We start from the raw sequence: 24,704 nt of genomic DNA on the forward strand, positions 1-24,704 counted from the left end.
TTGACCGGGCCGGCCGCGCGCAGCCAGGGCGCCGAAGCAGGGCAGCCCCAGCCTGGGAACGGGCTACAATCGACGCCTTTCCTCCCTGTCCTGGAGTACCACCCGATGTTCCCGCGCGACGTCCGCATCGAAAGCTACGATCCCGAACTGGCCAAGGCCATTGCCGCCGAAACCCAGCGCCAGGAAGACCATGTCGAGCTGATTGCCAGCGAGAACTACACCAGCCCGGCGGTGATGGAAGCCCAGGGCAGCCAGCTGACCAACAAGTACGCCGAGGGCTATCCGGGCAAGCGTTACTACGGTGGCTGCGAATACGTGGACATCGCCGAGCAGCTGGCCATCGATCGCCTCAAGCAGCTGTTCGATGCCGACTATGCCAACGTGCAGCCGCACAGCGGTTCGCAGGCCAACCAGGCGGTGTACTTCGCGCTGCTGCAGCCGGGCGACACCATCCTGGGCATGAGCCTGGCCCATGGCGGCCACCTGACCCACGGTGCCAAGGTCAATGCCTCGGGCAAGCTGTTCAACGCCGTCCAGTACGGTGTCGACGAAGCCGGCCTGATCGACTATGACGAGGTCGAGCGCCTGGCGCTGGAGCACAAGCCGAAGATGGTCGTCGCCGGGTTCTCGGCTTACTCGCAGGTGGTGGACTGGGCGCGCTTCCGCGCCATCGCCGACAAGGTCGGTGCCTACCTGTTCGTGGATATGGCGCACGTGGCCGGTCTGGTCGCCGCCGGGGTCTACCCGAGCCCGCTGCCGCACGCCCACGTGGTCACCTCGACCACTCACAAGACCCTGCGCGGCCCGCGTGGCGGCATCATCATCGCCAAGGGGGCAAGCGAAGAACTGCAGAAGAAGCTGCAGTCCATCGTGTTCCCGGGCATCCAGGGCGGTCCGCTGATGCACGTCATCGCCGGCAAGGCCGTGGCCTTCAAGGAGGCGCTGGAGCCGGGCTTCAAGGCCTACCAGCAACAGGTGGTCAAGAACGCCCAGGCGATGGCGGATACGCTGATCGCGCGCGGCTACAAGATCGTCTCTGGCGGTACCCAGAACCACCTGATGCTGGTCGACATGATCGGCAAGGATGTCTCGGGCAAGGATGCTGAAGCCGCGCTCGGCCTGGCCCACATCACCGTCAACAAGAATTCCGTGCCGAACGACCCGCGTTCGCCGTTCGTGACCTCGGGCCTGCGCCTGGGTACGCCGGCGGTCACCACGCGCGGTTACGTGGAGCAGGACTGCGTGGAGCTGGCCAACTGGATCGCCGACGTGCTCGACGCCCCGGCAGATGAGGCCGTGATCGCCCGCGTCCGCGACGCGGTCAGCGCGCAGTGCCGCAAGTACCCGGTCTACGGCTGATATGGACGAGGGCCGGCAACGGCGTATCTACGCCGTGCTGGCCCTGATCTGCGGCATCGTGGGGATGGCCGGCGGCGGCACCTTCGCCGCCATCGGCGTCTGGGTCGCGTTCGTCGAGCCGGCCTATCTGGACCGGGCCTCGCGCCTGTTGATCGGTGGCTGGGGCAGTGCGGGCCTGAGCGGGGTGGCGGGCTGGCTGTGGTTGAGCAGCCGCTATCTCCGACAGGGACGCACCGGCCTGCGCGATGCCGGGCCTTGGCCGTGGGTTGCATTGGGCCTTGGCGTCCTTGCCGCCCTGGCGGTGGTCGGCATGGCATTCTGGCAGGCCGCCGCGAGTCCGATGGCACTGGTTCTGCTGCTGGCAGGGCCGCCGCTGATGTTGCCGGCTGTCATGCTGGTGCGGCTGCGGTGCACGCAAGGCGCCTGACGGGATGAAACCCCTGCGCAGGCAGCGGTGGGGTCTGCTGCTGCATATGGCGTTGTTTGGACTCCCGCATGCCGTGGCGGCGTTTGTCGTGGTTGGGCTGTGCGTGCGCGACGTGCTCCATCAATACGGTGGGCCAGGCGATGCGCCGGGGTGGGCGGCCGCGTGGTTCGTCGCCGCCAGTCTGGTGCTGATCATCTGGTGGGGCCTTGCCCGGCGCTGGTGGCAGGGCGGCTCGGGCGAACTTCTTGCGGCCTCATCGGTGTGGTGGGCTGGCCTGCTGGCCGCCCTCGTGGCAACCGGCAGTGCCTGGGCGGGTCTGGTGCGGTCGATCGTCCACCATCATCTGTTCGAAGGGTCCGCGCCAGCGGCCGCCCTGCTGCTGATGGCGGGCCTCCCCCTGCTCTCCTGCGCGGCGCACCTGCTATCGCTGCGTTGGCGCGCCAGGTAGGCGGGCGGGCCTTTCCGGGCCGCTATTTGCTGTAGCTGGTCCCTCTCAGGTACCGTTGCGACGCTGCCGTGACCACGGCATGACGTTTTCCCGATGTAAGGCGTTCCATGTACTGTCCGTTCTGCCAGCATGCCGATACCCGTGTGATCGACTCGCGCGTCTCTGAAGACGGCGCGACGATCCGGCGTCGCCGCGAGTGCGAGGCCTGCAACGAGCGCTTCAGCACCCTGGAAACCATCGAACTGAAACTGCCGGCGATCGTGAAAAGCGACGGCAGCCGGGAGGCGTTCGATGCCCGCAAGGTCCGCAGTGGTTTCGACCGCGCGCTGCAGAAGCGCCCGGTTCCCGAGGACAAGATCGAGCTGGCGGTGCGCGCGGTGATGCAGCAGGCGCGTATCTGCGGCGAACGCGAAATCCCCTCGATCAAGGTCGGTGAGTTCGTGATGAACGAGCTGCGCAAGCTCGACCATGTCGGCTACGTGCGGTTTGCCTCGGTGTACCGCAGCTTCGAAGACGTGGCCGATTTCCGCGAGGAAATCGAGAAGCTTGAACGGGAGTTGCCCTCCAGCACCGAACAGCTGCAGCTGCTCGGCGATGTGATCGCGCTGACCAAGAAAAAGAAAGGCTGAGCCTGCGCCGCATCGCGGCCACCACGGCTGAGCTACCATCGCGGCTGCCTGCCGCCGGACGCTCACCGCCATGACTGACTTCACCGCTCTCGACCACCAGCACATGGCGCATGCGCTGCGCCTGGCCGAGCGCGCCGCGTACACCGCGCGGCCCAATCCGATGGTGGGTTGCGTCATCGCACGCGACGAGGTGGTGGTCGGCGAGGGCTGGCACCAGCGCACCGGCGGCCCCCACGCGGAAGTATTCGCGCTGCGCCAGGCTGGCGAACAGGCGCGCGGCGCCACCGCCTACGTGACCCTGGAGCCGTGCGCGCACCACGGTCGCACGCCCCCGTGCGCACTGGCCTTGATCGAGGCAGGGGTGACACGCGTGGTCGCGGCGATGCGCGACCCCTTCCCGAAGGTCGACGGCGGCGGTTTCGTGCTGCTGCGCGAGGCCGGCATCGAGGTCGCGGAAGGGTTGATGGCTGCGCAGGCGCGCGAGCTCAACCACGGGTTCCTGTCACGCATCGAACGCGGGCGCCCCTGGGTGCGGGTGAAGCTCGCGGCCAGTCTGGACGGGCGTACCGCGATGGCCGATGGCAGCTCCAAATGGATCACCGGTGCGGCCGCCCGCGAGGACGTGCAGCACTGGCGGGCGCGGGCGGGCGCGATTCTTACCGGCGCGGCCACCGTGTTGGCCGATGACCCGATGTTGACCGTGCGGCTGGCCGATACCGAGGTAGTGCCGCCGTTGCGGGTGGTGCTCGATGCACGTCTGCGCTCGCTGGAATGTGCGCGGGTGCGCGAGGGCGGGGCGCCGACGCTCTACGTGCATGATGCCGCGGTCAGCCCGCCGGATGCCGCCGATGCGGAGTTCGCCAGCGTGCCCAGCCATGACGGTCGTCTGGATCTGGGCGCGGTGCTGGCGCTGCTCGCTGAGCGCGGCATCAACGAAGTGCATACCGAAGCCGGCGCCACCTTGGCCGGTGCGTTGCTGGCCGGTGGCTGGGTCGACGAACTGCTGCTGTACCAGGCGCCCACGCTGCTCGGCGAGCATGGGCTGCCGCTGCTGTCCGGTCTGGGTATCCACGCGATGGACCAGCAGCGGCAGATGCGGGTGGTGGACAGGCGCCAGGTGGGTGAGGACCTGCGCCTGTTGCTGCGCCCATAAAAAACGGGCCCCTTGCGGGACCCGTTCGATCATGGCGCGGCGCGGACGCCGCAGCCCGATCAGTAACCAACGTGTGTGCCCTCATATCCACGGGCGCAGCACTCAGCGGGCTAGCTTAACACTTATTTAACTTAAAGCCCCCAGTCAGGGTGCCCTGTTACACTAGCCGCGCCGGTTCGCCGGTACACAAACGTCTTCAGGGCGGGGTGCGATTCCCCACCGGCGGTAGGTGCGCAAGCACGAGCCCGCGAGCGCTTCCCGGTCCCCGGGAAGGTCAGCAGATCCGGTCCGATGCCGGAGCCGACGGTATAGTCCGGATGAAAGAAGACGGTGCGGCCGGGCCTTGGTGCTCGGCGTGCACCTATATGCCTTGCGGCGTTTTTCGCTCACTTTCCGCGGAGAACGTTACTTGTTTACTGGAATCATCGAAGGCGTCGGCCGTCTGGCCGCGCGCGAGACCCTTGGCGGCGATGTCCGCTTTACTTTTGACGTAGGCACCCTGCCGTTCGAGAACGTGCAGATGGGCGAGAGCATCGCCATCAACGGGGTCTGCCTCACCGTCATCGCGTATGACGCCACCCGCTTCCAGGCCGACGCCTCCACCGAGACGCTGGGCCTGACCACGCTGGGGCAGCTGGCCGACGGCGCCGTCATCAATCTCGAACGCGCGATGCGCCCGACCGATCGCCTGGGTGGCCATCTGGTCAGCGGCCATGTCGATGGCCTGGGCCAGGTGCTGTCGGTGCATGACGATGCACGTGCCCAGCGCTGGCGCTTCGCCGCGCCGGCCGCGCTGCTGCGCTACATCGCCAAGAAAGGCTCGATCTGCGTGGACGGGGTCAGTCTGACCGTCAACGAAGTGGACGAACAAGGCTTCGAGGTCGCCCTCATCCCGCACACCGTCGCCAACACCGCCTTCGCCGCTACTGCCGTGGGCAGCGCGGTCAATCTTGAAATCGATCTGGTCGCCCGTTACGTCGAACGTTTGTTGGGTGCAGGAGCACGCGCATGAATTTCGCCCCCATTCCCGAGATCCTCGAGGACATCCGCCTCGGCCGCATGGTCGTCATCGTCGATGACGAAGACCGTGAGAACGAAGGCGACCTGATCATGGCCGCCGAGCTGGTCAAGCCCTCGGACATCAACTTCATGGTCACCCATGGCCGTGGCCTGGTGTGCCTGCCGCTGACCCGCGAGCGTGCGGCCGACCTGGGCCTGGCCCCGATGGTGCAGGCCAATACCGCGCAGTTCCAGACCAACTTCACGGTCAGCATCGAGGCCGCCGAAGGCGTGACCACCGGCATCTCGGCCTACGACCGTGCGCACACCATCCGCACCGCAGTGAAGCCCGATGCCAAGCCGGCCGACCTGCACCAGCCGGGCCACATCTTCCCGCTGATCGCCCAGCCGGGCGGCGTGCTGACCCGCGCCGGGCATACCGAGGCCGGCGTCGATCTGGCCATGCTGGCGGGCCTGGAGCCGGCGGGCGTGCTGGTGGAGATCCTCAACCCGGATGGCAGCATGGCGCGCCGCCCGGAGTTGGAGGTGTTCGCCCGCGAGCACGGCCTGAAGATGGGCTCCATCGCCGACCTGATCGCGTACCGTCTGGCCACCGAGAAGACGGTCGAGCGCGTCGACGAGCGCGAGATCGAGACCGAGTTCGGCCCCTTCACGCTGGTCACCTACCGCGATCGGATCGCCCACGACCTGCACTTCGCGCTGGTCCGCGGCACCCCGGATGCCGAGCCGACCCTGGTCCGCGTGCAGGTGGAAAACCCGCTGGCTGATCTGCTGCACTGGCGCCGCGATGATTTCGGCGTGGCCTCCACCGATGCCCTGCGCGCCATCGCCGCCGCCGAGCGCGGCGTGATGGTGGTGCTGTCGGCGCCGCGCGACACCAACAGCCTGCTGGCCCGCCTGCGCCAGCAGCCGGTGCCGGTCGTGCCGGGCAAGGACAAGGACGTGAGCCAGTGGCGCCGCAACGGCGCCGGGGCGCAGATCCTGTCCGACCTGGGCCTGGGCAAGCTGCGCGTGCTGGGCACCCCCCGCCGCCAGATCGGCCTGGCCGGGTATGGCCTGGAAGTGGTCGAGACGGTGGAGAACACGTCATCGCAGGCGCGCTGACGTCGCGCCGCTTCGCGGCAGCCCCCTGACTCAGGGGGCTTTTGCACCCGGCCCGTCCCGTAACGCGCGGCGGCCCGGCTACACGCAGCCATGCGCTAGAATATTCACCTATTAAATGGACCCCACGCCGAACATGAGCCATTACGAAGGCGACCTCCGTACTCCGGAAAAGGCCCGTTTCGCCATCCTCGCCAGCCGCTGGAACGCCCGCATCACCGACGTGCTGGTGGCCGGTGCGCGGCAGAGCCTGGCCGGCAACGGGATCGACGAGTCCGCCATCGACGTGATCCGCGTGCCCGGCGCATGGGAACTGCCGCTGGTCGCCGCGCGTCTGGCGGCCGCCCATCAGCATGCCGCGATCATCACCCTGGGCTGCGTGATCCGGGGCGATACCCGCCATTACGAACACGTGGCCGACCGCTGCGCCGAAGGCCTGATGCGCGTGCAGCTGGATTTCGGCGTGCCGGTGCTCAATGGCGTGCTGGCGGTGGAACGTGTCGAGGATGCCGACGCCCGCGCGGGTGGCAGCCACGGCAACAAGGGTGAGGAAGCCGCACTGACGGCGTTGGAAATGGTCAATCTTCTGGAGCAGCTGCCATGAACAAGTCAAACCAGGGCAAGCCCTCCGGTAAGCCCGTCCGCCGTGATGGCGTCGACCCCGTGCTGCGTTCGCGCGCGCGTCGTCGTGCCCTGCAGGCGATCTATGCGTGGCAGATCTCCGGTGGCAACGCGCAGAGCGTGATCGCCCAGTTCGCCCATGAACAGGCCCGCGAAATCGCGGATCTGGCCTACTTCGAAGCGCTGGTGCATGGCGTGCTCGACAACCGCAAGGATCTGGATGCGGCGCTGGACCCGTACCTGGATCGTGGCATCGAGGAAGTGGATGCGATCGAACGCGCCGCGCTGCGCGTGGCCGCCTATGAGATGCGCTTCCGCCTGGACGTGCCGTACCGCGTCGTGATCAACGAAGCGATCGAGTCGGCCAAGCGTTTCGGTTCCGAGCATGGCCACACCTACGTCAATGGCGTGCTCGACCGGGCCGCGGTGGAGTGGCGCAAGGTCGAATCGGGTCACTGATCCGCCCCGTGTCCCTTGCCGAATTTGCTCTGATCGACCGCATCCGTGCGCGCACCACCGCGCGCGCCGATGTCGTGCTCGGCATCGGCGATGACGCCGCGCTGCTGCAGCCGCGTGCGGGCGAACAGTTGGTGATCACCACCGATACGCTCAACAGCGGCGTGCATTTCCCGGTCGAAACCCCGGCCTACGAGATCGGCTGGAAAACCCTCGCGGTGAACCTCTCCGATCTCGCCGCCATGGGCGCCCGTCCGGCGTGGTGCACCTTGGCGCTGTCCTTGCCGGACGCCGACGCGGACTGGATCGAAGCCTTCGCCGATGGTTTCTTCGCATTGGCCGACGAGCACGACATCGTGCTGGTTGGCGGCGACACCACGCGCGGGCCGCTGTCACTCTCGGTGACCGCGATCGGGCAGGTCGCGCCCGGCCAGGCGCTGCGTCGCGATCGTGCCCAGTTGGGGGATGACATCTGGGTCAGTGGCACGCTGGGCGATGCCGCCGGTGCCCTGCGCCTGTGGCAGCAGAACCGGTTGAAGGTGGCGGTCGCCACGCTGCTCAGCGATGACGAAACGCTGCGTGAGCGCCTGCTGCGTCCGATCCCGCGCGTAACGCTTGGCCTGCGCCTGCGTGCCTACGCACATGCGGCCGTGGATATCTCCGATGGTCTGCTCGCTGATCTGGGCCATATCGCGGCCTGCAGCGGCGTGCGCGCGGAGGTGGAGGCCGATGCATTGCCGATCTCGTCGGCCCTGCGCGAGCAGCTCGGGCGCGAGGGTGCCCGCGACTGCGCGCTGCGTGGCGGCGACGACTACGAGCTGTGCTTCACCGTCGCGCCGTCGCAGCGTGATGCGATCCATGCCTTGTCGGCGTCCCTGGGCTTGCCGCTGACCCGGATCGGCCGGATCGTGGAAGGACAGGGCGTGCACTGCGCTGATGCCGACGCCACCGACGGTGGCTACCAGCACTTCTCCTAACGTCGCTGACGCCCATCACACCGGCGGCAGCACCTTCCCCGGATTGAGAATCCCCTCCGGATCCAGCGCACCCTTGATCGCGCGCATCGCCGCCAGCGTGGCCGGGGTGAACGCCTGTGCCATGAAATCGCGCTTGGCCAGGCCGATGCCGTGTTCGCCGGAGAGCGTGCCGCCCAGTGCCAGGGTCAACGCGAACACGCGCGGCAGCGCCGCATGCGCGCGTGCGTTCTCGCCGGCATCGTCCGGGTGGTAGAGGATGTTGACGTGCAGGTTGCCGTTGCCGGCATGGCCGAAGGTGACGATCGGCAGATCGAACTCCGCCGATAGTGCCTGCACCCCGGCGACCAGCGCGGGAATGCGCGACACCGGGACCACCACGTCTTCGTTGATCTTGCCCGGTGCGATGCTGCGCAGCGCCGGTGACAGCGCCTTGCGCGCGGCCCACAGGGTTTCGCGCGCGCTGCCTTCCATCGCCACATCCAGCGCGATCAGACCGTCGCCTTCGGCGGCCGCCGCGAGGGCCTGCAGCAGGTAGGGCAGGGTGTCGTGGTCGCCGTCGGCCTCCACCAGCAGCATCGCGCCGGCCTCTGGCACGTCAGCCCCATTGCGACGCAGCAGTTCGAGGCTGCGCGCATCCATGAATTCCAGGCGCGTGGGCACCACCGGTTGCGCCATCAGGCGCGACACCGCCTGCGCGGCGGCATCCGCATCGCGGTACAGCACGCGCAGCCCCGCCTGCGTCACCGGCAGCGGGGTCAGCTTCAAGGTCGCTTCCACGATCAGCGCCAGCGTGCCTTCGCTGCCGACCAGCAGATGGGTCAGGTCGTAGCCGGTGGCGTCCTTGGTGTACGGGCCGCCGCAGGTGATCAGTTCACCGGCACCGGTCACCGCCACCAGGCCAAGCACGTTGTCGCGGCTGGTGCCGTACTTCACCGCGCGCGGGCCACCGGCATTGCAGGCCAGGTTGCCGCCGATGCTGCAGATCTCCGCACTGGAGGGGTCCGGCGGCCAGAACAGGCCGTGCGGCATCAGCGCCTGCTGCAGGTCGCCGTTGAGCACGCCGGGTTCGACCACCGCGCAGCGGTCGCCGGGCTGGATGGCGAGGATACGGTTCATCCGCGCGAACGAGAGCACGATGCTGCCTTCCATCGGCACGGCAGCGCCGGTGGTGCCGGTGCCTGCGCCGCGCGCGACCAGGGCGATGCGGTGTTCGCGGCAGGCGCGGACCAGCGCGACGACCTGCTCGCGATCGCGCGGGAAGGCGACACCGGCCGGCAGCGTGTGCCGCCACGAGTTGTCCTGGGCATGTGCGTTGCGTGCGCTGTCATCCGTTCGCCAGCCGTCCTCACCGAGCAGGGCATGCAGGGTGGCAATGAACGCTGTGGGCAGGGCAGGAGTCATCATCAGGTCCGGGAATCAACAGGGGCACGTTGGATCGCGCGCCAGCCGATCACGGCCAGCGCCAGTGGCAGCCACACCCAACGCAGTTCGGAAAGGACGGTCGCCATCCCGCGCGCGCTGAAGAACTGCGGCGCGAAGGGCGAGACGCGGATCGGGCGCCAAGGGGCGAAGAAGCGTTCGCCGCTCCATGGCCACCACAGCGCGACGCCAAGCCCGCCGGAGGTGAATGCATCCAGCAATGGATGCGACAGTGCGCACAGGCCGACGAACGCAGCCGCCTGCACCGCCGTGGCGCGCAGGCGCCGGTGCAGCAGCGCGGCGAGCACGGCCATCAGCGCGGCGAATAGGATCGAATGGCTGGCGCCCCGATGGCCGAAGCTGTCGGCGTAAGGAATGTGCAACGCGAAGGCGAGCACGTCCGCATCCGGCAGCATGGCCGCGACCACGCCGGCGGTGAGCAACGGCGTGGAGATGCGGCCGCGATCGGCGGCGCACCACAGCGCCAGCGGAATGGCGGCGTGGGTAAAGATCGAGGGCATCAGCAGTCTTCCAGCCGGAACGCGTCGCGCAGCCAGTTCAGCTGCGGGGGCTCGCCGGCGGCTTCGACGACATCGAAGCGGCACGGCTGCTCGGCCAGCCAGGGATGCGACTGCAGAAACAACTGCGCGGCGATCACCAGCTTGCGTCGCTTGCGCAGGTCCACCGAGGCCGCGCCGCCGCCGAAGCGGGCGTCCGCGCGGTAGCGGACTTCCACGAACACGACTACATCACCGTCGCGCATGACCAGGTCGATCTCACCGCGGCGATACCGCGCGTTGGTGGTGACCGGGCGCATCCCGGCCTCACGGAGATGGTGCTGCGCGGCAGCTTCCACCGCCGCACCGCGTACCGCGCGCCCGGTGGGCACGTGGCTCAGTTGCTGCTGGCGATCGGCATCGGCCGGCCACCGCTGAAGGTCGACCATGCCGGCACCCGCAGTACGTTGCCGTTGCTGTCCAGGAACAGGGTGCCGGTGGCGCCGGCCAGGCCGCCTTCGGTGGCGACCTTGTCCAGGTAGGCGCTGATCTTCCACGCATCGAAACCGAACGCGAACAGGCGACCGGAGGCGCCACGCGCCGAGGGCAGGATCTGCCCGGCGGTGGAGGCGGCCGGCAGGCCGGCCACGCCGCGCACGTTCCAGGCTTCGTTGGGGTAGACGATGCCGTCCAGCGCCATGTCTTCTTCCGGCTTGCCGGCACCGACGGTCAGCTGCGAGGTGCCGACGCGGCTCGCGCCACCGGCACCGGCCAGCGCCAGCTGCGGGGTCAGTGCACGCGCCTGCGGCGCCTTCACCGCCAGCAGCACGCCGTCGATGGCGCCTGCCGCGCGCACCTGCGCACCGATGTCGCCGACGGTGTCGCTCACGCCGATGGTGGCCACCACCTGCCCGCCACGCTGCGCGAAGCGCTCGCGGAACGCGGCCGCGGCACGGCGGCCGTTGTCGTCGTTGCTGTGGATCACCAGCACCTTGCTGCGCTCGCGGCCGCGCAGGTATTCGGCGGCGATGATGCCGTCGTCTTCCGGGGCCAGGGAGAAACCGGCGCTGCCGGCCGGCGGGGTGTCCTTGCCGCGGTTCAGGGCGAGCACCGGTACGGGCAGCTCGCGGCGGCCGAACACGGCATCCACTTCGTCGCGCCCCAGCGGGCCGACGATGAAATCGGCACCGGCGGTCACGGCCTTGTCGTAGGCGGCCAAGGCACCGGCGGCGGTACCGGCGGTGTCGATGAACTGGATGTCCGGGCGACGGCGGGTTTCGCCGTAGTAGCCGCTGAGCAGGCCATCGCGGACCGGCTGCGCGGCGGTGGCCAGGCGGCCGCTGAGCGGCAACAGCACCGCCATCTTCACCGGCGGGCGGTAGCCATCGCTCATCGCCGGCGGGCGCTTGCTGGTATCGAACTGCGAGGCGCCTTCGCGATCGAACGGACGCGGCAGCGGCAGGCCACGGGCGATCAGCGCACGGCCGGCGAAGTTGTACAGCGGTTCATTGGCCGGCAGCGCCGCCGCGCGCGCGCGCAGGGTGGCATCGTCCAGCGTGCCGAGCAGGCCGGCGATGGCCTGCTGGTTGTCGCTGCGCGCTTTGCCGGTCAGTGCGGCGTGCGCACGGGCGCGCTCGAGCGCGGCACCGAGGTTGTCGCCGGTGGCCTGCAGTGCGTTGGCGCGGGCCAGGTGCCAGCGGGTTTGCAGCGAGGGGGTGACCGCGTCGGCCGGTTCTTTCAGCGCGGCCAGCGCCTGCGCCGGCTGCTTGTCGGCCAGCGCGAGTTCGGCGGTGGTCAGCTGGTAGCGCTGGAGGCTGGCGCCGCTGAGCTGGCGCGCGGTGAGCTGGGCCAGCAGGGTGCGGGCGCGGGTGGCATCGCCGGCTTCGTGCCAGGCAAAGGCGGCATCGGCCAGGGCGGCGCTGCGGGCACTGCCGCGCAGGGTGTTGGCCAGCGCTTCCAGCTGGACCGCCGCATCGCGCGGCTTGCCCTGCTCGATCAGCGCCAGGGCCTGGCTCTGGGCCGGCGAATCCGGCGCACTGGTGAAGCTGGTCGTGGCGCAGCCGGCAAGCAGCATCAGCGACAACGAAAGGGCGGAGATCCGTACGACGGGCTTGTTCATGATCAGGTCCATTCGATGGGGGCAGCGGCCGTGGCCGGGGAACGGTACGATTCTACCCTTGACCACGGAAGAGCCGCTGATGAGTGCTGTCCCCACGCTGTATGTCGTTGCCACCCCGATCGGCAACCTCGCCGATCTGACCCCGCGCGCGCAGGACGTGCTGCGTTCGGTGGCCGCGATCTGCGCCGAGGACACCCGCCGCAGCGGCCAGCTGTTGGCCCACTTCGGCATCCAGCAGCCGCTGGTGGCCCTGCATGACCACAATGAAGAGGCGTTGTCGCAGCGGATCGTGGCGCGCCTGCTGGCGGGCGAGTCGCTGGCGCTGGTCAGTGATGCCGGCACCCCGCTGGTCAGCGACCCGGGCTACCGCCTGGTCCGCGCCGCGCGCGAAGCCGGGATCAAGGTCAGCCCGATTCCCGGCGCCTGTGCGGCGATCGCCGCGCTCAGCGTGGCCGGCCTGCCCAGCGACCGCTTCACGTTCGAAGGCTTTCTGCCGGCCAAGGCGTCCGGCCGCCGCGAGCGGCTGCATGCGCTGGCCGGTGAAACCCGCACGCTGGTGTTCTACGAATCCTCGCACCGGATCACCGAATCGCTGGCGGACATGGTCGCCGCGTTCGGGCCCGAGCGGCCCGCGGTGCTGGCGCGTGAGCTGACCAAGCTGTTCGAGACCGTGCTGGATGGCGATCTGGCCTCGCTGCTGCAGCAGGTCGAGGCGGACGACAACCAGCGCAAGGGCGAGTTCGTGGTGATGGTGCAGGGCGCGGCCGACGATGAGGAGGCTCAGCTGGTTCAGGGCCGGCGCCTGTACGCCAAGCTGAGCGAGCACCTGCCGCCCTCGACCGCAGCCAAGCTGGCGGCGGAAATCACCGGTGCCCCGCGCAAGGCGTTGTACGGCGGGTAACCGCGATCGTCCTTGTTTTGTGGGACAATGCGCGCGGCGGAGTCGGCCAGACAGTCGCGTCATCCCTTGCGGATGCCGAGGAAAGTCCGGGCTCCACAGGGCAAGGTGCCAGGTAACGCCTGGGCGGCGCGAGCCGACGGAAAGTGCAACAGAAAGATACCGCCTACGTTCCCTTCGGGGAGCCGGTAAGGGTGAAATGGTGCGGTAAGAGCGCACCGCGAGTCTGGTAACAGACCGGCACGGCAAACCCCACCTGGAGCAAGACCAAATAGGGACCTAATGGCGTGGCCCGCGTCGGGTCCGGGTAGGTTGCTTGAGCGCTGCGGTGACGCAGCGCCTAGAAGAATGACTGTCCACGACAAAACCCGGCTTATCGGCCGGCTCCGCCGCTTTTTTCGCGGACTCGCGAAAAAAGCCCCAAGGTTTGCAGCGCAAACCTTGGGCCCCGGGCTACCAGCCTCCAATTCCCCGCGCCTGACGGCGCGCCCCCTTTACTAAAGGGGGCTGTTACTCGGCTTGATTGTCCTGGGCGTTGAGTACCTGTTGATCACGGCGCTGTCCCTACCGGCTTAGCCGTGCGTTGCCAGCGTCGTTTCACCCACACAGACACCCTCTGCATCGAACCGCCGCTCGGTGATGAAGCCGTGGCCGGTGGCGTCCAGCACGATGATCGTGCTGGCGCGGGTGCCGTACTCGGGGCTGCGGATGAAGGGGGACGACAGCCAGCGCTCGCGCTCCAGGCCGATGCCGGTATCCGGCAGGGTGCTGTCCTCAGCGCGGGTTTCATCACGCAGGGCCTTCCACAGGGGGGCCAGATCATCGTCGCCGTGGTCCACCCACGCGCGCAGCGCTGCGTTCAATGTCACGGTTTTCGGCCACGGCGCATCCAGCGGCCCGTTGGACATGCCATGGATGCCCGGCGCCAGCGACTGGCGGTGCAGGGGGTGGTTGCCCAGGAACTGGCAGCTGTCGCGATCGGCCAGTAACAGATTGAAGGGGGCGAATTCGACTGCCCGCCGCGCGAGCTCGTCCGCGAACAGTGCGGCCGGCGCGGCATCACGCAGATAGTCGGCCACCAGTGCGCCGCGGGAGGGGCCGGTCTGCCGGGCTTGCGGATCGCGGACGTTGGTCACCACCGCCATCCGCCCCGCCGGGCCGATCCCGGCCCAGGTCCCTCCCGAGCGCAGGTCGCGGCCGGCGGCCACTCCGTCATCCGGTGCGGGCCATAGGCGCAGGGCGGCGGTCGGCCGCGCGTGGAACTCATCGCGGTTACCGGCCATCACCAACGGCCAGCGGGGGTGGGTTTTCCAGGCAAGCGCGAGCAGACACATGCCTCACAGTGTGCCGGTTCTGCGCAGCGCCGGGGCGATGGCGACCCCGTCAGGGATGAATACGGGCGGATGTTTCACGCGGTCTCCACAGGCCTGAACTTCGGCGAAATCTCAAAAAATGAGACGAAACAGCAACTTGTGGATAAGCCTTGAACAAGTCTCTAAACATTGCTGCAAGCCCTTGATGTTCAAAGTGATTTCCCCTTCGCAAAGTTGTTGACAACCCAATCGGCACTGCTAAGGTGGGCATCAGAGGGGAAACCGGGTTTTTTGTGGTTTTTCGTGGTTCAATGTTTCACCGGGCGAAGGAAAGGTGAAAACGTCGTGTTTCAAGGCGAGACGGCCATCACTGTTGACGACAAAGGGCGCATGGCGGTTCCGACCGCGCATCGCGACCTTGTCGCGCGTGTGAGCAACAACCGTCTGGTCCTGACCTACAACCCGTTCGAGTCCGGCTGCCTCTGGTTGTACGCCGAACAGGAATGGGAACGCGTCCGTGATGACGTCATGTCCAAGCCCAACACACAGCGCGTCGTGCGCCTCCTGCAACAGAAGCTGGTCGGTTCGGCCGCGCATCTGGAGTTGGACGGCAACGGCCGCATCAGTATTCCCGCCAGCCACCGTGGTGCCGTTGGCATTGAAAAGAAGGCGGTGCTGCTCGGTATGGGCGACAAATTCGAATTGTGGAGCGAGCAGGCTCATCGCGCGTTGATCCAGCAGACGTTGTCTGACGAGGATCTCGGCGATGGGTTGCTCGACCTGAAGTTGTGAGCCGGGGTGCCCGGATGCGCGGAGCAGCGCAGACCGGTCACCTTCCGGTGTCGCAGCCGCCGGCAGGCCACCTGCCGGTCCTGTACACGCAGGTCCTGGACGGCCTGAAGGTGATCGAAAACGGAGTGTATCTCGATGGCACGTTTGGTCGTGGCGGTCACGCCCGCGGCGTGCTCGAGCAACTCGGTCCTGGAGGCCGGCTGCTGGTCATGGACAAGGATCCGGAGGCGATTGCGGTAGCCGAGCGTGATTTCGCGCCGGACCCGCGCGTCTCGATCTTCCGTGGCAGCTTTGCTGATCTGCTGCACTGGGAGGCCACCGCGCAGGGCCTGGATGGCGTGCTGTTCGACCTGGGCGTGTCCTCGCCCCAGCTGGATGTCGCCGAGCGCGGTTTCAGCTTCGGCAAGGACGGCCCGCTGGACATGCGCATGGATCCGGACAGCGGTGAAAGCGCGGCGCAGTGGCTCAACCGTGTTGAAGAGCGCGAGCTGATGGACGTGCTGTGGACCTACGGCGAAGAGCGCCAGGGTCGCCGCATCGCCAAGGCCATCGTCGCCCGCCGCGACAAGCAACCCTTCACCCGCACCGCCGAGCTGGCGGAGTTGATCGCCTCGGTGATGCCGCGTGGCAAGGACAAGATCCACCCGGCCACGCGCAGCTTCCAGGCGATCCGCATCCATATCAACCGCGAACTGGCCGACCTTGAGGCCGGCCTGGACGCGGCACTGGCACGCCTCAAGCCCGGTGGCCGGCTGGCGGTGATCAGCTTCCATTCGCTGGAAGACCGCATCGTCAAGCAGTTCATGAACCGCTACGCCAAGGCACCGCCGAGCAACCGCCGGTTGCCGGAGCTGGCTGCGTTCGTGCCGACGCTGGACCTGCACGGTGGCGCCATCAAGGCCGAAGACGACGAGCTGGCAGTCAATCCGCGCTCGCGCAGCGCCGTACTGCGTGTCGCCGAAAAGCGCGAGGTGGCTGGATGAGCCGCCTGCTGTTGATCGTGCTGCTGGCCTGCACCGTCGCCTCGGCGATCGGTGTGGTGTTCATGCGCCATCGCCACCGCCAGACCTTCGTGGAGCTGTCCCGGGTCGAGCGTGCGCGCGATGAGATCAACATCGAGTTCGGTCGCCTGCAGCTTGAGCAGGCCACCCTGGCCGAGGCCACCCGGGTCGACCGCGTCGCCCGCGAGCGCCTGGGCATGAAGTTTCCCGAAGCGGCCGATGTCGTGGTGATCCGGCCATGAACAAGTCCGGCCGCAACCGTGCGCGCAACAGCTTCAACCTCCGCCAGCGCCTGAAGTGGGTGGGGCTGGCGCTCGGCCTGTGCTCGGTCTCGCTGGTCGGCCGTGCCGCCTACGTGCAGATCATCAACAGCGAGTTCTACCAACGCCAGGGCGAAGCCCGTTACCTGCGCGAACTGCCGATCAACACCTCGCGCGGCATGATCACCGACCGCAATGGCGAGCCGGTCGCGGTGTCCACCCCGGTCGCCTCGATCTGGGTCAACCCGCAGGAACTGCTGCGTTCGCCGGACCGTATCCCCGAGCTGGCAACCGCGCTGGGCATGCCGCTGGATGAGCTGACCTCCAAGCTCTCGCAGAAGGCCGATAAGGAATTCATGTACCTGCGCCGCCGGATCAATCCGGACGACGCGGAAAAAGTGGTCGCGATGAAGATCCCGGGCGTGGCCTCGCAGCGCGAGTTCCGTCGTTTCTACCCGCAGGGTGAGGCGATGGCGCACGTGCTCGGCTTCACCAACATCGACGACCGCGGCCAGGAAGGGCTGGAGCTGGCCTTCGACGAATGGCTGCGCGGCAAGGCCGGCGCCAAGCGCGTGATCCGCAACCGCAAGGGCGATACGGTGGAGAGCGATCTGCTGCGCGCCGCCGAGCCGGGCAAGGACCTCACTCTCAGCATCGACCGCCGCATCCAGTTCCTGGCCTTCAAGGAGCTGCGCAACGCGCTGATCGAGAACAAGGCCGCGGGCGGCTCGATGGTGATCATGGATGTGGCCACCGGCGAGATCCTGGCCATGGTCAACCTGCCGACCTACAACCCCAATGCCGTCGGTGGCGCTGCGCCGGACACCCGCCGCAACCGCGCGGTGACCGATCTGGTCGAGCCGGGTTCGACCATGAAGCCGCTGACCATCGCCTCGGCGTTGCAGTCCGGCGTGGTCACCAAAGACACCACGGTGGACACCAACCCGGGCTACATGGCGCTGGGCCGCTACACGATCAAGGACGTGCCGCGGAACAATGGCGTGCTCAACGTCACCGGCGTGATCACCCGCAGCTCGAACATCGGGGCGGCCAAGATCGCCGCCAAGATGCCGGACCAGGTCTTCTACGACCACATTCACAGCTTCGGTTATGGCGTTGCCCCGCACAGCGGCTTCCCGGGCGAATCGGCCGGCGTGCTGCCGCGCCCGGCGCGCTGGAGTGGTCCCTCCAAGACCACCATGTCCTACGGCTACGGCCTGAATGTCAGCCCGCTGCAGATCGCGACCGCCTACTCGGCGCTGGGCAACGGCGGCAAGCTGATCGCGCCGACCTTCGTCAAGGGCCAGCGCAACGAAGGCAAGCAGATCATCGACGAGAAGATCGCCAAGGAAGTCGTGGCGATGATGGAAACCGTGGTCACCCAGGGCGGCGCCAAGCAGGCGGCGGTGCTGGGTTACCACGTGGCCGGCAAGACCGGCACCGCCCGCAAGGCCGGCCCCGGCGGTTACGAGCGTGGCCATTACAACGCGCTGTTCGCCGGCGTGGTGCCCGCCACCAACCCGCGCTTCGCCACGGTGATCGTCATCAACGACCCGCAGGGCGGCAAGTATTACGGCGGCCTGGTCTCCGCGCCGGTGTTCCACAACGTGATGGAGGGCGCGCTGCGCCTGATGGACGTGCCGCCGGACGACATCGAGTCGTGGCTGGCCGCCCAGCAGTCCGGAAAGATGGGTCACTCGGCCTCGGTGCTGCCGATGCCGCCGCCGGAAACGGTGATCGCGCCCGATGCCGCCGCAGAATTCGATGCCGCGCTGCCCAGCGCGCACGCCACAGTGCCGCCCGCGCAGGGAGGCACGCAATGAGCCAGATGATGTTGCTGTCGCAGTTGCTTCCCGATGTGGTGCTGAGCCACGACCCGACCATCACCGGCCTGGTGCTGGACAGCCGTGCGGTGCGCCCGGGCAATGCCTTCGTGGCGATCGCCGGCTTCGGCGCGCACGGGCTGGGCTTCGTCGATCAGGCCCGCGCCAACGGCGCCGGGGCGATCCTGTTCGAGCCGCCGGCCCCGGCCGAGCTGCCGGCCCCGGCCGATGCGATTGCCGTGCCGGGCCTGCGCCACCGCATGGGCGCGATGGCCGATCAGTTCCACGGCCACCCCTCGCACGCGATGACGATGGTCGGGGTGACCGGCACCAACGGTAAAACCTCCACCGTGCAGCTGCTGGCCCAGGCCTGGCACCTGCTCGGCACCCGCAGCGGCAGTATCGGCACGTTGGGCGTCGGCCTTTATGGCGACGTGGTGCCGACCGGCTTCACCACGCCGCTGGTGCTGCAGATGCATGAGGTGCTGGCGCAGCTGCGCGACGGGGGTGCCCAGGCCGTGGCGATGGAAGTCAGCTCGCACGCGCTCGATCAGGGCCGCGTGGATGCCGTGCATTACGACGTTGCGGTGTTCACCAATCTCACCCGCGACCATCTCGACTATCACGGCGACATGGCGCAGTACGGTGCGGCCAAGGCCAAGCTGTTCCACCGCGACGGGCTCACGGCCGCCGTGGTCAACCTCGATGACAGCTTCGGCAGCGAACTGCTGCGCACCGTCGGGGAGACCGTGCGTCCGATCGGCGTGAGCTCGCGCGGTGCCGCACAGGCCACCGTACGCGCTGATTCACTCGCCCTGGATGGCCGCGGCATCGCCTTCGATCTGGTCGTGGACGGTCAGCGCCACCCGGTGCAGTCGCCGCTGCTGGGCCGCTTCAACGTGGACAACCTGCTGGCCGTGGCCGGTGCGCTGTATGCGCTGGGGCACGCCCCGGAGGCGATCGCCGCGCTGCTCTCGCAGCTGCAGCCGATCGCCGGGCGCATGAACCGCCTGGGCGGCGAGGGTGGCCTGCCCACCGTCGTGATCGATTACGCGCACACCCCGGATGCGCTGGAACAGGCGCTGACCAGCGTGCAGGGCCATCTGGCCGGGCGCCTGATCTGCGTGTTCGGCTGCGGCGGCGAGCGCGATACCGGCAAGCGCCCGCAGATGGCCGCCATCGCCGAGCAACACGCCGACGTGGTGATCGTCACCGACGACAATCCGCGCGGCGAAGACGGCGACGTGATCGTGGCCGACATCCTGAAGGGATTTGATGCACCCGCTGCCGTCACCGTGCAGCGCGACCGAGCCGTCGCGATCGCCACCGCGATCGGCCAGGCCGGTGCGGGCGATATCGTGCTGATCGCCGGCAAGGGTCACGAGCCCTATCAGGAGATCCACGGGGTCAAGCACACCTTCGATGACACCGAGGTGGCCGGCCGTGTGCTGGCCGCGCGCGTAGACAACGCGGGCACGCCGCGCATGGAGGCACCATGAAGCGCACCCCCCTGTCGCTGATCGCTCACTGGGCCGGTGGCGAGATCCATGGCGAGGATACCGCCATCGATGCCATCAGCAATGACACCCGTACGCTCGCGCCGGGCAGCCTGTATGTGGCGCTGCGTGGCGAGCGTTTCGATGGCCATGACTTCGCGGCCGACGCGCTCGCGCGCGGTGCCTCGGCGATGCTGGTCGAGCGCCTGCTCGATGTCGCCCTGCCGCAGATCGTGGTCGCCGACAGCGAACACGCCCTGGGCCGCATCGCCGCCGGCATGCAGCGCGACCGCGACACCGCGGTCTTCGCGATCACCGGCAGCAACGGCAAGACCAGCGTCAAGAGCCTGCTGCTGGCGATCCTGGAACAGGTGGCACGTGACGACCGCAAGGTGGTCTACGCCAACCCGGGCAACCGCAACAACGAGATCGGCCTGCCGCTGGCGGTGCTCGATGCGCCGGAAGATGCCGACTACGCCGTCTACGAGATGGGCGCCGGCAAGCCGGGCGACATCGCCTACCTCACCGAGATCGTGCGCCCGCACTACGCGCTGGTGAACAACATCGCCCCGGCGCATCTGGAACGCATGGGCAGCCTGCAGGGCGTGGCCACCACCAAGGGCGCGATCTACGCGGCGCTGCCTTCCGATGGCGTGGCCGTGATCAATGCCGATGACGCCTTCGGGATCTGGTTCGAACAGCACATCGTCGGCCAGCCGCCGCGCTGCCGCGTGCTGCGCTACGGCCTGGAGCACACCGCCGATGTCACCGCGCGTGCGATCCGCCCGGCCGCGCAGGGCAGCCAATTCGTGCTGTCCACGCCCGCGGGCGATGCCGAGATCACGCTGGGCCTGCCGGGCCGGCACAACATCAGCAACGCGCTGGCCGCTGCCTCGCTGGCGCTGGCCGCGGGCATTGCGGTGGCGCAGATCGCCGCCGGCCTGGCCCGCGCCGAGCCGGTGCCCGGCCGCCAGATCGCGCACCAGCTGCCCAGCGGCGCGGTGCTGATCGATGACAGCTACAACGCCAACCCCGGTTCGCTGGCCGCCGCCATCGATGCCCTGGCTGCCTCGAAGGACGAGGGCTGGCTGGTACTGGGCGACATGCGCGAACTCGGCCCGGACGGCGAGGCGCTGCATGCCCAGGCAGGTCGCCGCGCCCGCGATGCCGGCCTGAAGCGGCTGTACACGCTCGGCCCGCTGAGCGCCGCCGCCTCGACCGCCTTCGGTGAAGGCGGCCAGCAGTTCCAGAGCCATCAGGCCTTGGCCACCGCGCTCGCCGCCGAACTGCATGCCGGCGTGCGCTGCCTGGTCAAGGGCTCGCGTGGCAGCGCCATGGACACGATCGTCAAAGCGCTGCTCGCGCAAGGAGAGGAAACCCCCAATGTTGCTTGAACTGGCCCGATGGCTGCAGCAGTTGGAGAGCCTGTTCGGGCTGTTCGGCTACCTGACCCTGCGCGGCATCCTCGCGGCGCTGACCGCCCTGTTCCTGTCGCTGTGGCTCGGCCCGGCGATGATCCGCAAGCTGGCCCAGTTCAAGGGCGGCCAGCCGATCCGTACGGATGGTCCGCAGACCCATTTCGCCAAGGCCGGCACGCCGACCATGGGCGGCTCGCTGATCCTGCTGACGATCACGCTGTCGGTGCTGCTGTGGGCTGACCTGCGCAACCGTTACGTCTGGCTGGTGCTGGCCGTGATGCTGTGCTTCGGCGCGATCGGCTGGTACGACGACTGGATCAAGATCGTCCGCCGCGACCCGAACGGCCTGAAGTCGCGCTGGAAGTACCTGCTGCAGTCGATCTTCGGTCTGGCGGCCGGTCTGTTCCTGTTCTACACCGCCGATGTCCCGGCGGCGATGACGTTCTACATCCCGATGTTCAAATCGATCGCGCTGCCGCTGGCCGGCATCAGCTTCGTGGCCATCGCGTATTTCTGGATCGTCGGCTTCTCCAACGCGGTCAACCTGACCGACGGCCTGGACGGGCTGGCGATCATGCCGACCGTGCTGGTCGCCTGCGCGCTGGGCGTGTTCGCCTATGCCTCGGGCAACGTGGTGTTCTCCAGCTACCTGCAGATCCCGCAGATCCCGGGCGCCGGTGAGCTGGTCATCATCTGCGCGGCGATCGCCGGCGCAGGCCTGGGCTTCCTCTGGTTCAACACCTATCCGGCCATGGTCTTCATGGGCGATATCGGCGCGCTGGCGCTGGGTGCGGTGCTGGGCACGATCGCGGTGATCACCCGCCAGGAACTGGTGCTGGTGGTGATGGGCGGCGTGTTCGTGATCGAGACGCTGTCGGTGATGATCCAGGTCGCTTCGTTCAAGCTGACCGGCAAGCGCGTGTTCCGCATGGCGCCGATCCACCACCACTTCGAACTGAAGGGCTGGCCGGAGCCGCGTGTGATCGTGCGCTTCTGGATCATCTCCGTCGTGCTGGTCCTGATCGGCCTGGCCACGTTGAAGGTCCGCTGATGAACGACCTGTCGCGCCAAGCCACCCGCCTGGAAGCCATCGGAGGCCACTTCGACAAGTGGCTGCTGGGTGCGATCATCGCGCTCACCGGGCTGGGCGTGGTGATGGTCGCGTCGAGCTCGATCGCGTTGATGAGCAGCCCGTTCTATTACCTCAACCGCCACCTGATTTTCCTGGCGGTAGGTATCGGCCTGGCGATCATCGCCATGCGCACCGAGCTCAAGAGCATCGAGCAGTACAACCAGATCCTGCTGCTGGGCTGCTTCGCGCTGCTGGTGGTGGTGTTCATCCCGGGCCTGGGCAGCAGCGTCAACGGTGCCCGCCGCTGGATCAACCTGGGCATCTCCAAGTTCCAGACCGTCGAAGCGGTGAAGGTGCTCTACATCGTGTGGCTGTCCAGCTATCTGGTCCGCTTCCGCGATGAGGTCAACGCGACCTGGCCGGCAATGCTCAAGCCGCTCGGCGTGGCCGGCGCGCTGGTGGTGCTGCTGCTGCTGCAGCCGGACTTCGGCTCGTCCACGCTGCTGCTGGCGATCACCGCCGGCATGCTGGTGCTGGGCGGGGTCAACATGCCGCGCATGTCCATGCCGGTGATCATCGGCATGGTCGGCATGAGCGCGCTGGCGATCATCGAGCCGTACCGCATGCGCCGCATCACCTCATTCCTGGATCCGTGGGCCGATCAGCAGGGCGACGGCTACCAGCTCTCCAATGCGCTGATGGCCGTGGGCCGTGGCGAGTGGACCGGCGTGGGCCTGGGCAACTCGGTGCAGAAGCTCTATTACCTGCCCGAAGCGCATACCGACTTCATCTTTTCGGTCACCGCCGAGGAGCTGGGCTTCCTCGGCACCTGCCTGATCATCTCGCTGTATGCGCTGCTGGTCGGCCGCACCTTCTGGCTGGGCATGCGCTGCGTGGAAATGAAGCGCCACTTCTCCGGCTACATCGCTTTTGGCATCGGCCTGTGGATCAGCATGCAGAGCTTCGTTTCGATCGGGGTCAACCTCGGCATCCTGCCGACCAAGGGCCTGACCCTGCCGCTGATTTCCTCCGGCGGCTCCAGCGTGCTGATGACCTGCGTGGCGATGGGCCTGCTGCTGCGCGTTTCCTATGAACTGGACCGCGCCGAGCGCCGCCAGGCCGTGCGCATGGGCGCCGACCAGGATGGCCCGTTGCCCGGCGATGTTCCCAAGGCCGACAGCGCCAGCGCGGTCGCCGCGGCGATGCAGGACAGCGGCAACCGCGACACCGCACCGCGTGACAGCGCCACCCGTGGCACCAGCCGCATGCAGCAGCGCATCGAACCGACGCTGGGGAGAATGGGATGAGCACGCCTCGCCTCGATCCGTCCCAGCGCCCGGTCATGATCATGGCCGGCGGTACCGGTGGGCACATCTTCCCCGGCCTGGCCGTGGCCAAGGTACTGCGCGAACGTGGCGTGCCGGTCACCTGGCTCGGTGCCGATGGCGCGATGGAAACGCGCCTGGTGCCGCAGCACGATATCCACATTGATACGCTGGCCATCGCCGGCCTGCGTGGCAAGGGCAAGCTGGCCCTGATCGGCGCACCGCTGCGGCTGCTGCGTGCGATCCGTGCGGCCGGCTTCCTGATCCGCGATCGCCAGCCGCGGGCGGTGATCGCCTTCGGCGGCTTCGCCTCCGGCCCCGGCGGTATCGCCGCGCGCCTGCATGGCCTGCCGCTGCTGGTGCACGAACAGAACCGCGCACCGGGCCTGACCAACCGCGTGCTGTCGCGCTTCGCCCGTCGCGTGCTGGCCGGTTTTCCGGGCAGCTTCGCCAAACGCGAGGAAGCGGTCGGTAACCCGGTGCGTGCCGAGATCGCTGCGATCACGCCGCCGGAGCTGCGCCTGGCCAACCGTCAGGGGCCGCTGCGTCTGCTGGTGCTCGGCGGCAGCCAGGGCGCACGCGCGCTCAACAACGCGGTGCCCAAGGCACTGGCCGCACTGGGCGCTGGCATGCCGGTGCAGGTGCGCCACCAGAGCGGCGAGAAGCTGCATGCCGAAGCGCTGCAGGCGTATGCCGATGCCGGTGTGCAGGCCAGCGTGGAACCGTTCATTGCCGATATGGCCGAGGCGTTCGCCTGGGCCGATCTGGTGGTGTGCCGCTCCGGCGCCTCCACCCTGGCCGAGCTGTGCGCCGTCGGTGTGGGCAGCGTGCTGGTGCCGTTCGCTGCGGCCGTCGACGATCACCAGACCCGCAACGCGGAGTATCTGGTCGAGCGCGGCGCCGCGGTGTTGCTGAAGCAGGATGAAACGCTGGCGACGCAGCTGGAAGGCGTGTTGCGCGATTTGTCCGAACATTCCGCCCGACGCATGCAGATGGCCAACGCCGCGCGTGCCCTGGCCAAGGTCGATGCCGCTGAGCGCATTGCCGACATCATTCTCGAGGAATCCAAATGAACACCGC

General features: G+C 68.1%; 25 protein-coding genes, 1 other RNA gene and 1 riboswitch. Of the genes, 21 read left to right on the forward strand and 5 right to left on the reverse strand.

What is annotated here, in order from left to right; translation table 11 throughout:
• Positions 1–105: 105 nt before the first annotated feature.
• The 10 genes from glyA to thiL all read left to right on the forward strand — a co-directional run bounded on the left by glyA (position 106) and on the right by thiL (position 8,191).
• Positions 106–1,359 (forward strand): serine hydroxymethyltransferase, encoded by a 1,254-nt coding sequence (gene glyA / locus AC06E9_RS09745; protein ID WP_121042670.1) that lies wholly within the window; start codon positions 106–108, stop codon positions 1,357–1,359.
• 34 nt (positions 1,360–1,393) lie between these two features.
• Complete coding sequence (locus AC06E9_RS09750) at positions 1,394–1,786, forward strand: hypothetical protein (protein ID WP_183073804.1); 393 nt, start codon at positions 1,394–1,396, stop codon at positions 1,784–1,786.
• Positions 1,787–1,790: 4 nt separating this feature from the next.
• Entirely contained in the window at positions 1,791–2,234 is a 444-nt protein-coding gene (locus tag AC06E9_RS09755; RefSeq protein ID WP_478055978.1) for a hypothetical protein, read from the forward strand.
• 107 nt (positions 2,235–2,341) lie between these two features.
• Positions 2,342–2,863: a transcriptional regulator NrdR gene (gene nrdR / locus AC06E9_RS09760; RefSeq protein WP_019182518.1), complete on the forward strand. Its 522-nt coding sequence runs from the start codon at positions 2,342–2,344 to the stop codon at positions 2,861–2,863.
• A 70-nt stretch (positions 2,864–2,933) separates the two neighbouring features.
• Positions 2,934–4,016 carry a bifunctional diaminohydroxyphosphoribosylaminopyrimidine deaminase/5-amino-6-(5-phosphoribosylamino)uracil reductase RibD gene (gene ribD, locus AC06E9_RS09765; protein ID WP_152152392.1) on the forward strand — a complete coding sequence of 361 codons (1,083 nt, stop codon included), beginning with the start codon at positions 2,934–2,936 and terminating at the stop codon, positions 4,014–4,016.
• Between the two features lie 188 nt (positions 4,017–4,204).
• Positions 4,205–4,349, forward strand: a riboswitch (FMN riboswitch).
• Positions 4,350–4,425: 76 nt separating this feature from the next.
• Positions 4,426–5,028 carry a riboflavin synthase gene (locus AC06E9_RS09770; protein WP_478055979.1) on the forward strand — a complete coding sequence of 201 codons (603 nt, stop codon included), beginning with the start codon at positions 4,426–4,428 and terminating at the stop codon, positions 5,026–5,028.
• Positions 5,025–6,140 (forward strand): 3,4-dihydroxy-2-butanone-4-phosphate synthase, encoded by a 1,116-nt coding sequence (gene ribB, locus AC06E9_RS09775; RefSeq protein WP_121042678.1) that lies wholly within the window; start codon positions 5,025–5,027, stop codon positions 6,138–6,140. The genes AC06E9_RS09770 and ribB overlap by 4 nt, the downstream gene beginning before the upstream one ends.
• A 133-nt stretch (positions 6,141–6,273) precedes the next feature.
• Positions 6,274–6,741, forward strand: a complete 468-nt coding sequence (ribH, locus tag AC06E9_RS09780) for a 6,7-dimethyl-8-ribityllumazine synthase (RefSeq protein ID WP_121042680.1) — start codon at positions 6,274–6,276, stop codon at positions 6,739–6,741.
• The gene (nusB, locus tag AC06E9_RS09785; RefSeq protein ID WP_123728334.1) at positions 6,738–7,217 is read left to right on the forward strand and encodes a transcription antitermination factor NusB; all 480 of its coding nucleotides are present in this window, start codon (positions 6,738–6,740) and stop codon (positions 7,215–7,217) included. The genes ribH and nusB overlap by 4 nt, the downstream gene beginning before the upstream one ends.
• 8 nt (positions 7,218–7,225) lie before the next feature.
• On the forward strand, positions 7,226–8,191 hold the full coding sequence (thiL, locus tag AC06E9_RS09790; RefSeq protein WP_461770641.1) for a thiamine-phosphate kinase: 966 nt from the start codon (positions 7,226–7,228) through the stop codon (positions 8,189–8,191).
• A gap of 15 nt (positions 8,192–8,206) precedes the next feature.
• Here the strand turns inward: thiL and AC06E9_RS09795 are convergent, their stop codons facing one another.
• The 4 genes from AC06E9_RS09795 to AC06E9_RS09810 are packed head-to-tail and all read right to left on the reverse strand — an operon-like array spanning position 8,207 to position 12,226.
• Positions 8,207–9,592 carry an FAD-binding oxidoreductase gene (locus tag AC06E9_RS09795; RefSeq protein ID WP_478055980.1) on the reverse strand — a complete coding sequence of 462 codons (1,386 nt, stop codon included), beginning with the start codon at positions 9,590–9,592 and terminating at the stop codon, positions 8,207–8,209.
• 2 nt (positions 9,593–9,594) lie between these two features.
• Complete coding sequence (locus tag AC06E9_RS09800) at positions 9,595–10,131, reverse strand: metal-dependent hydrolase (protein WP_152152386.1); 537 nt, start codon at positions 10,129–10,131, stop codon at positions 9,595–9,597.
• Positions 10,131–10,556: a YraN family protein gene (locus AC06E9_RS09805; RefSeq protein WP_478055981.1), complete on the reverse strand. Its 426-nt coding sequence runs from the start codon at positions 10,554–10,556 to the stop codon at positions 10,131–10,133. Before AC06E9_RS09805 ends, AC06E9_RS09800 begins: the two co-directional genes overlap by 1 nt.
• Positions 10,505–12,226, reverse strand: a complete 1,722-nt coding sequence (locus AC06E9_RS09810; protein ID WP_478055982.1) for a penicillin-binding protein activator — start codon at positions 12,224–12,226, stop codon at positions 10,505–10,507. Before AC06E9_RS09810 ends, AC06E9_RS09805 begins: the two co-directional genes overlap by 52 nt.
• 79 nt (positions 12,227–12,305) lie before the next feature.
• Here AC06E9_RS09810 and rsmI point away from each other — a divergent pair, with 79 nt between their 5' ends.
• Positions 12,306–13,127: a 16S rRNA (cytidine(1402)-2'-O)-methyltransferase gene (gene rsmI / locus AC06E9_RS09815; RefSeq protein ID WP_121042690.1), complete on the forward strand. Its 822-nt coding sequence runs from the start codon at positions 12,306–12,308 to the stop codon at positions 13,125–13,127.
• Positions 13,128–13,165: 38 nt separating this feature from the next.
• Positions 13,166–13,516, forward strand: an RNA gene (rnpB, locus tag AC06E9_RS09820) — RNase P RNA component class A.
• 180 nt (positions 13,517–13,696) lie between these two features.
• Here rnpB and AC06E9_RS09825 read toward each other — a convergent pair.
• A complete protein-coding gene (locus tag AC06E9_RS09825; RefSeq protein WP_121042692.1) occupies positions 13,697–14,458 on the reverse strand; it encodes an NRDE family protein in 762 nt (253 codons plus the stop codon).
• 324 nt (positions 14,459–14,782) lie between these two features.
• Between AC06E9_RS09825 and mraZ the strand changes: the two genes are divergently transcribed.
• From mraZ to murG, 9 genes are read left to right on the forward strand one after another with little or no spacing between them, the layout of a single operon-like run.
• Positions 14,783–15,229, forward strand: a complete 447-nt coding sequence (mraZ, locus tag AC06E9_RS09830) for a division/cell wall cluster transcriptional repressor MraZ (protein WP_019182494.1) — start codon at positions 14,783–14,785, stop codon at positions 15,227–15,229.
• A gap of 14 nt (positions 15,230–15,243) precedes the next feature.
• The gene (gene rsmH / locus AC06E9_RS09835) at positions 15,244–16,212 is read left to right on the forward strand and encodes a 16S rRNA (cytosine(1402)-N(4))-methyltransferase RsmH (RefSeq protein WP_121042694.1); all 969 of its coding nucleotides are present in this window, start codon (positions 15,244–15,246) and stop codon (positions 16,210–16,212) included.
• The gene (ftsL, locus tag AC06E9_RS09840) at positions 16,209–16,472 is read left to right on the forward strand and encodes a cell division protein FtsL (protein ID WP_019182492.1); all 264 of its coding nucleotides are present in this window, start codon (positions 16,209–16,211) and stop codon (positions 16,470–16,472) included. Before rsmH ends, ftsL begins: the two co-directional genes overlap by 4 nt.
• A complete protein-coding gene (locus AC06E9_RS09845; protein ID WP_121042695.1) occupies positions 16,469–18,313 on the forward strand; it encodes a peptidoglycan D,D-transpeptidase FtsI family protein in 1,845 nt (614 codons plus the stop codon). The genes ftsL and AC06E9_RS09845 overlap by 4 nt, the downstream gene beginning before the upstream one ends.
• Positions 18,310–19,812 (forward strand): UDP-N-acetylmuramoyl-L-alanyl-D-glutamate--2,6-diaminopimelate ligase, encoded by a 1,503-nt coding sequence (locus AC06E9_RS09850; RefSeq protein WP_478055983.1) that lies wholly within the window; start codon positions 18,310–18,312, stop codon positions 19,810–19,812. Before AC06E9_RS09845 ends, AC06E9_RS09850 begins: the two co-directional genes overlap by 4 nt.
• Complete coding sequence (locus AC06E9_RS09855; RefSeq protein ID WP_282258183.1) at positions 19,809–21,203, forward strand: UDP-N-acetylmuramoyl-tripeptide--D-alanyl-D-alanine ligase; 1,395 nt, start codon at positions 19,809–19,811, stop codon at positions 21,201–21,203. Before AC06E9_RS09850 ends, AC06E9_RS09855 begins: the two co-directional genes overlap by 4 nt.
• Positions 21,193–22,278, forward strand: a complete 1,086-nt coding sequence (gene mraY, locus AC06E9_RS09860; protein ID WP_088433957.1) for a phospho-N-acetylmuramoyl-pentapeptide-transferase — start codon at positions 21,193–21,195, stop codon at positions 22,276–22,278. Before AC06E9_RS09855 ends, mraY begins: the two co-directional genes overlap by 11 nt.
• Positions 22,278–23,606: a putative lipid II flippase FtsW gene (gene ftsW / locus AC06E9_RS09865; RefSeq protein ID WP_121042702.1), complete on the forward strand. Its 1,329-nt coding sequence runs from the start codon at positions 22,278–22,280 to the stop codon at positions 23,604–23,606. Before mraY ends, ftsW begins: the two co-directional genes overlap by 1 nt.
• Positions 23,603–24,697, forward strand: coding sequence for an undecaprenyldiphospho-muramoylpentapeptide beta-N-acetylglucosaminyltransferase (murG, locus tag AC06E9_RS09870; protein WP_121042704.1), 1,095 nt, complete (start codon positions 23,603–23,605; stop codon positions 24,695–24,697). The genes ftsW and murG overlap by 4 nt, the downstream gene beginning before the upstream one ends.
• The last annotated feature ends 7 nt before the right edge of the window (positions 24,698–24,704 follow it).

The sequence above is a fragment of the Stenotrophomonas sp. Steno-Z10-BAI genome, from assembly GCF_056393115.1.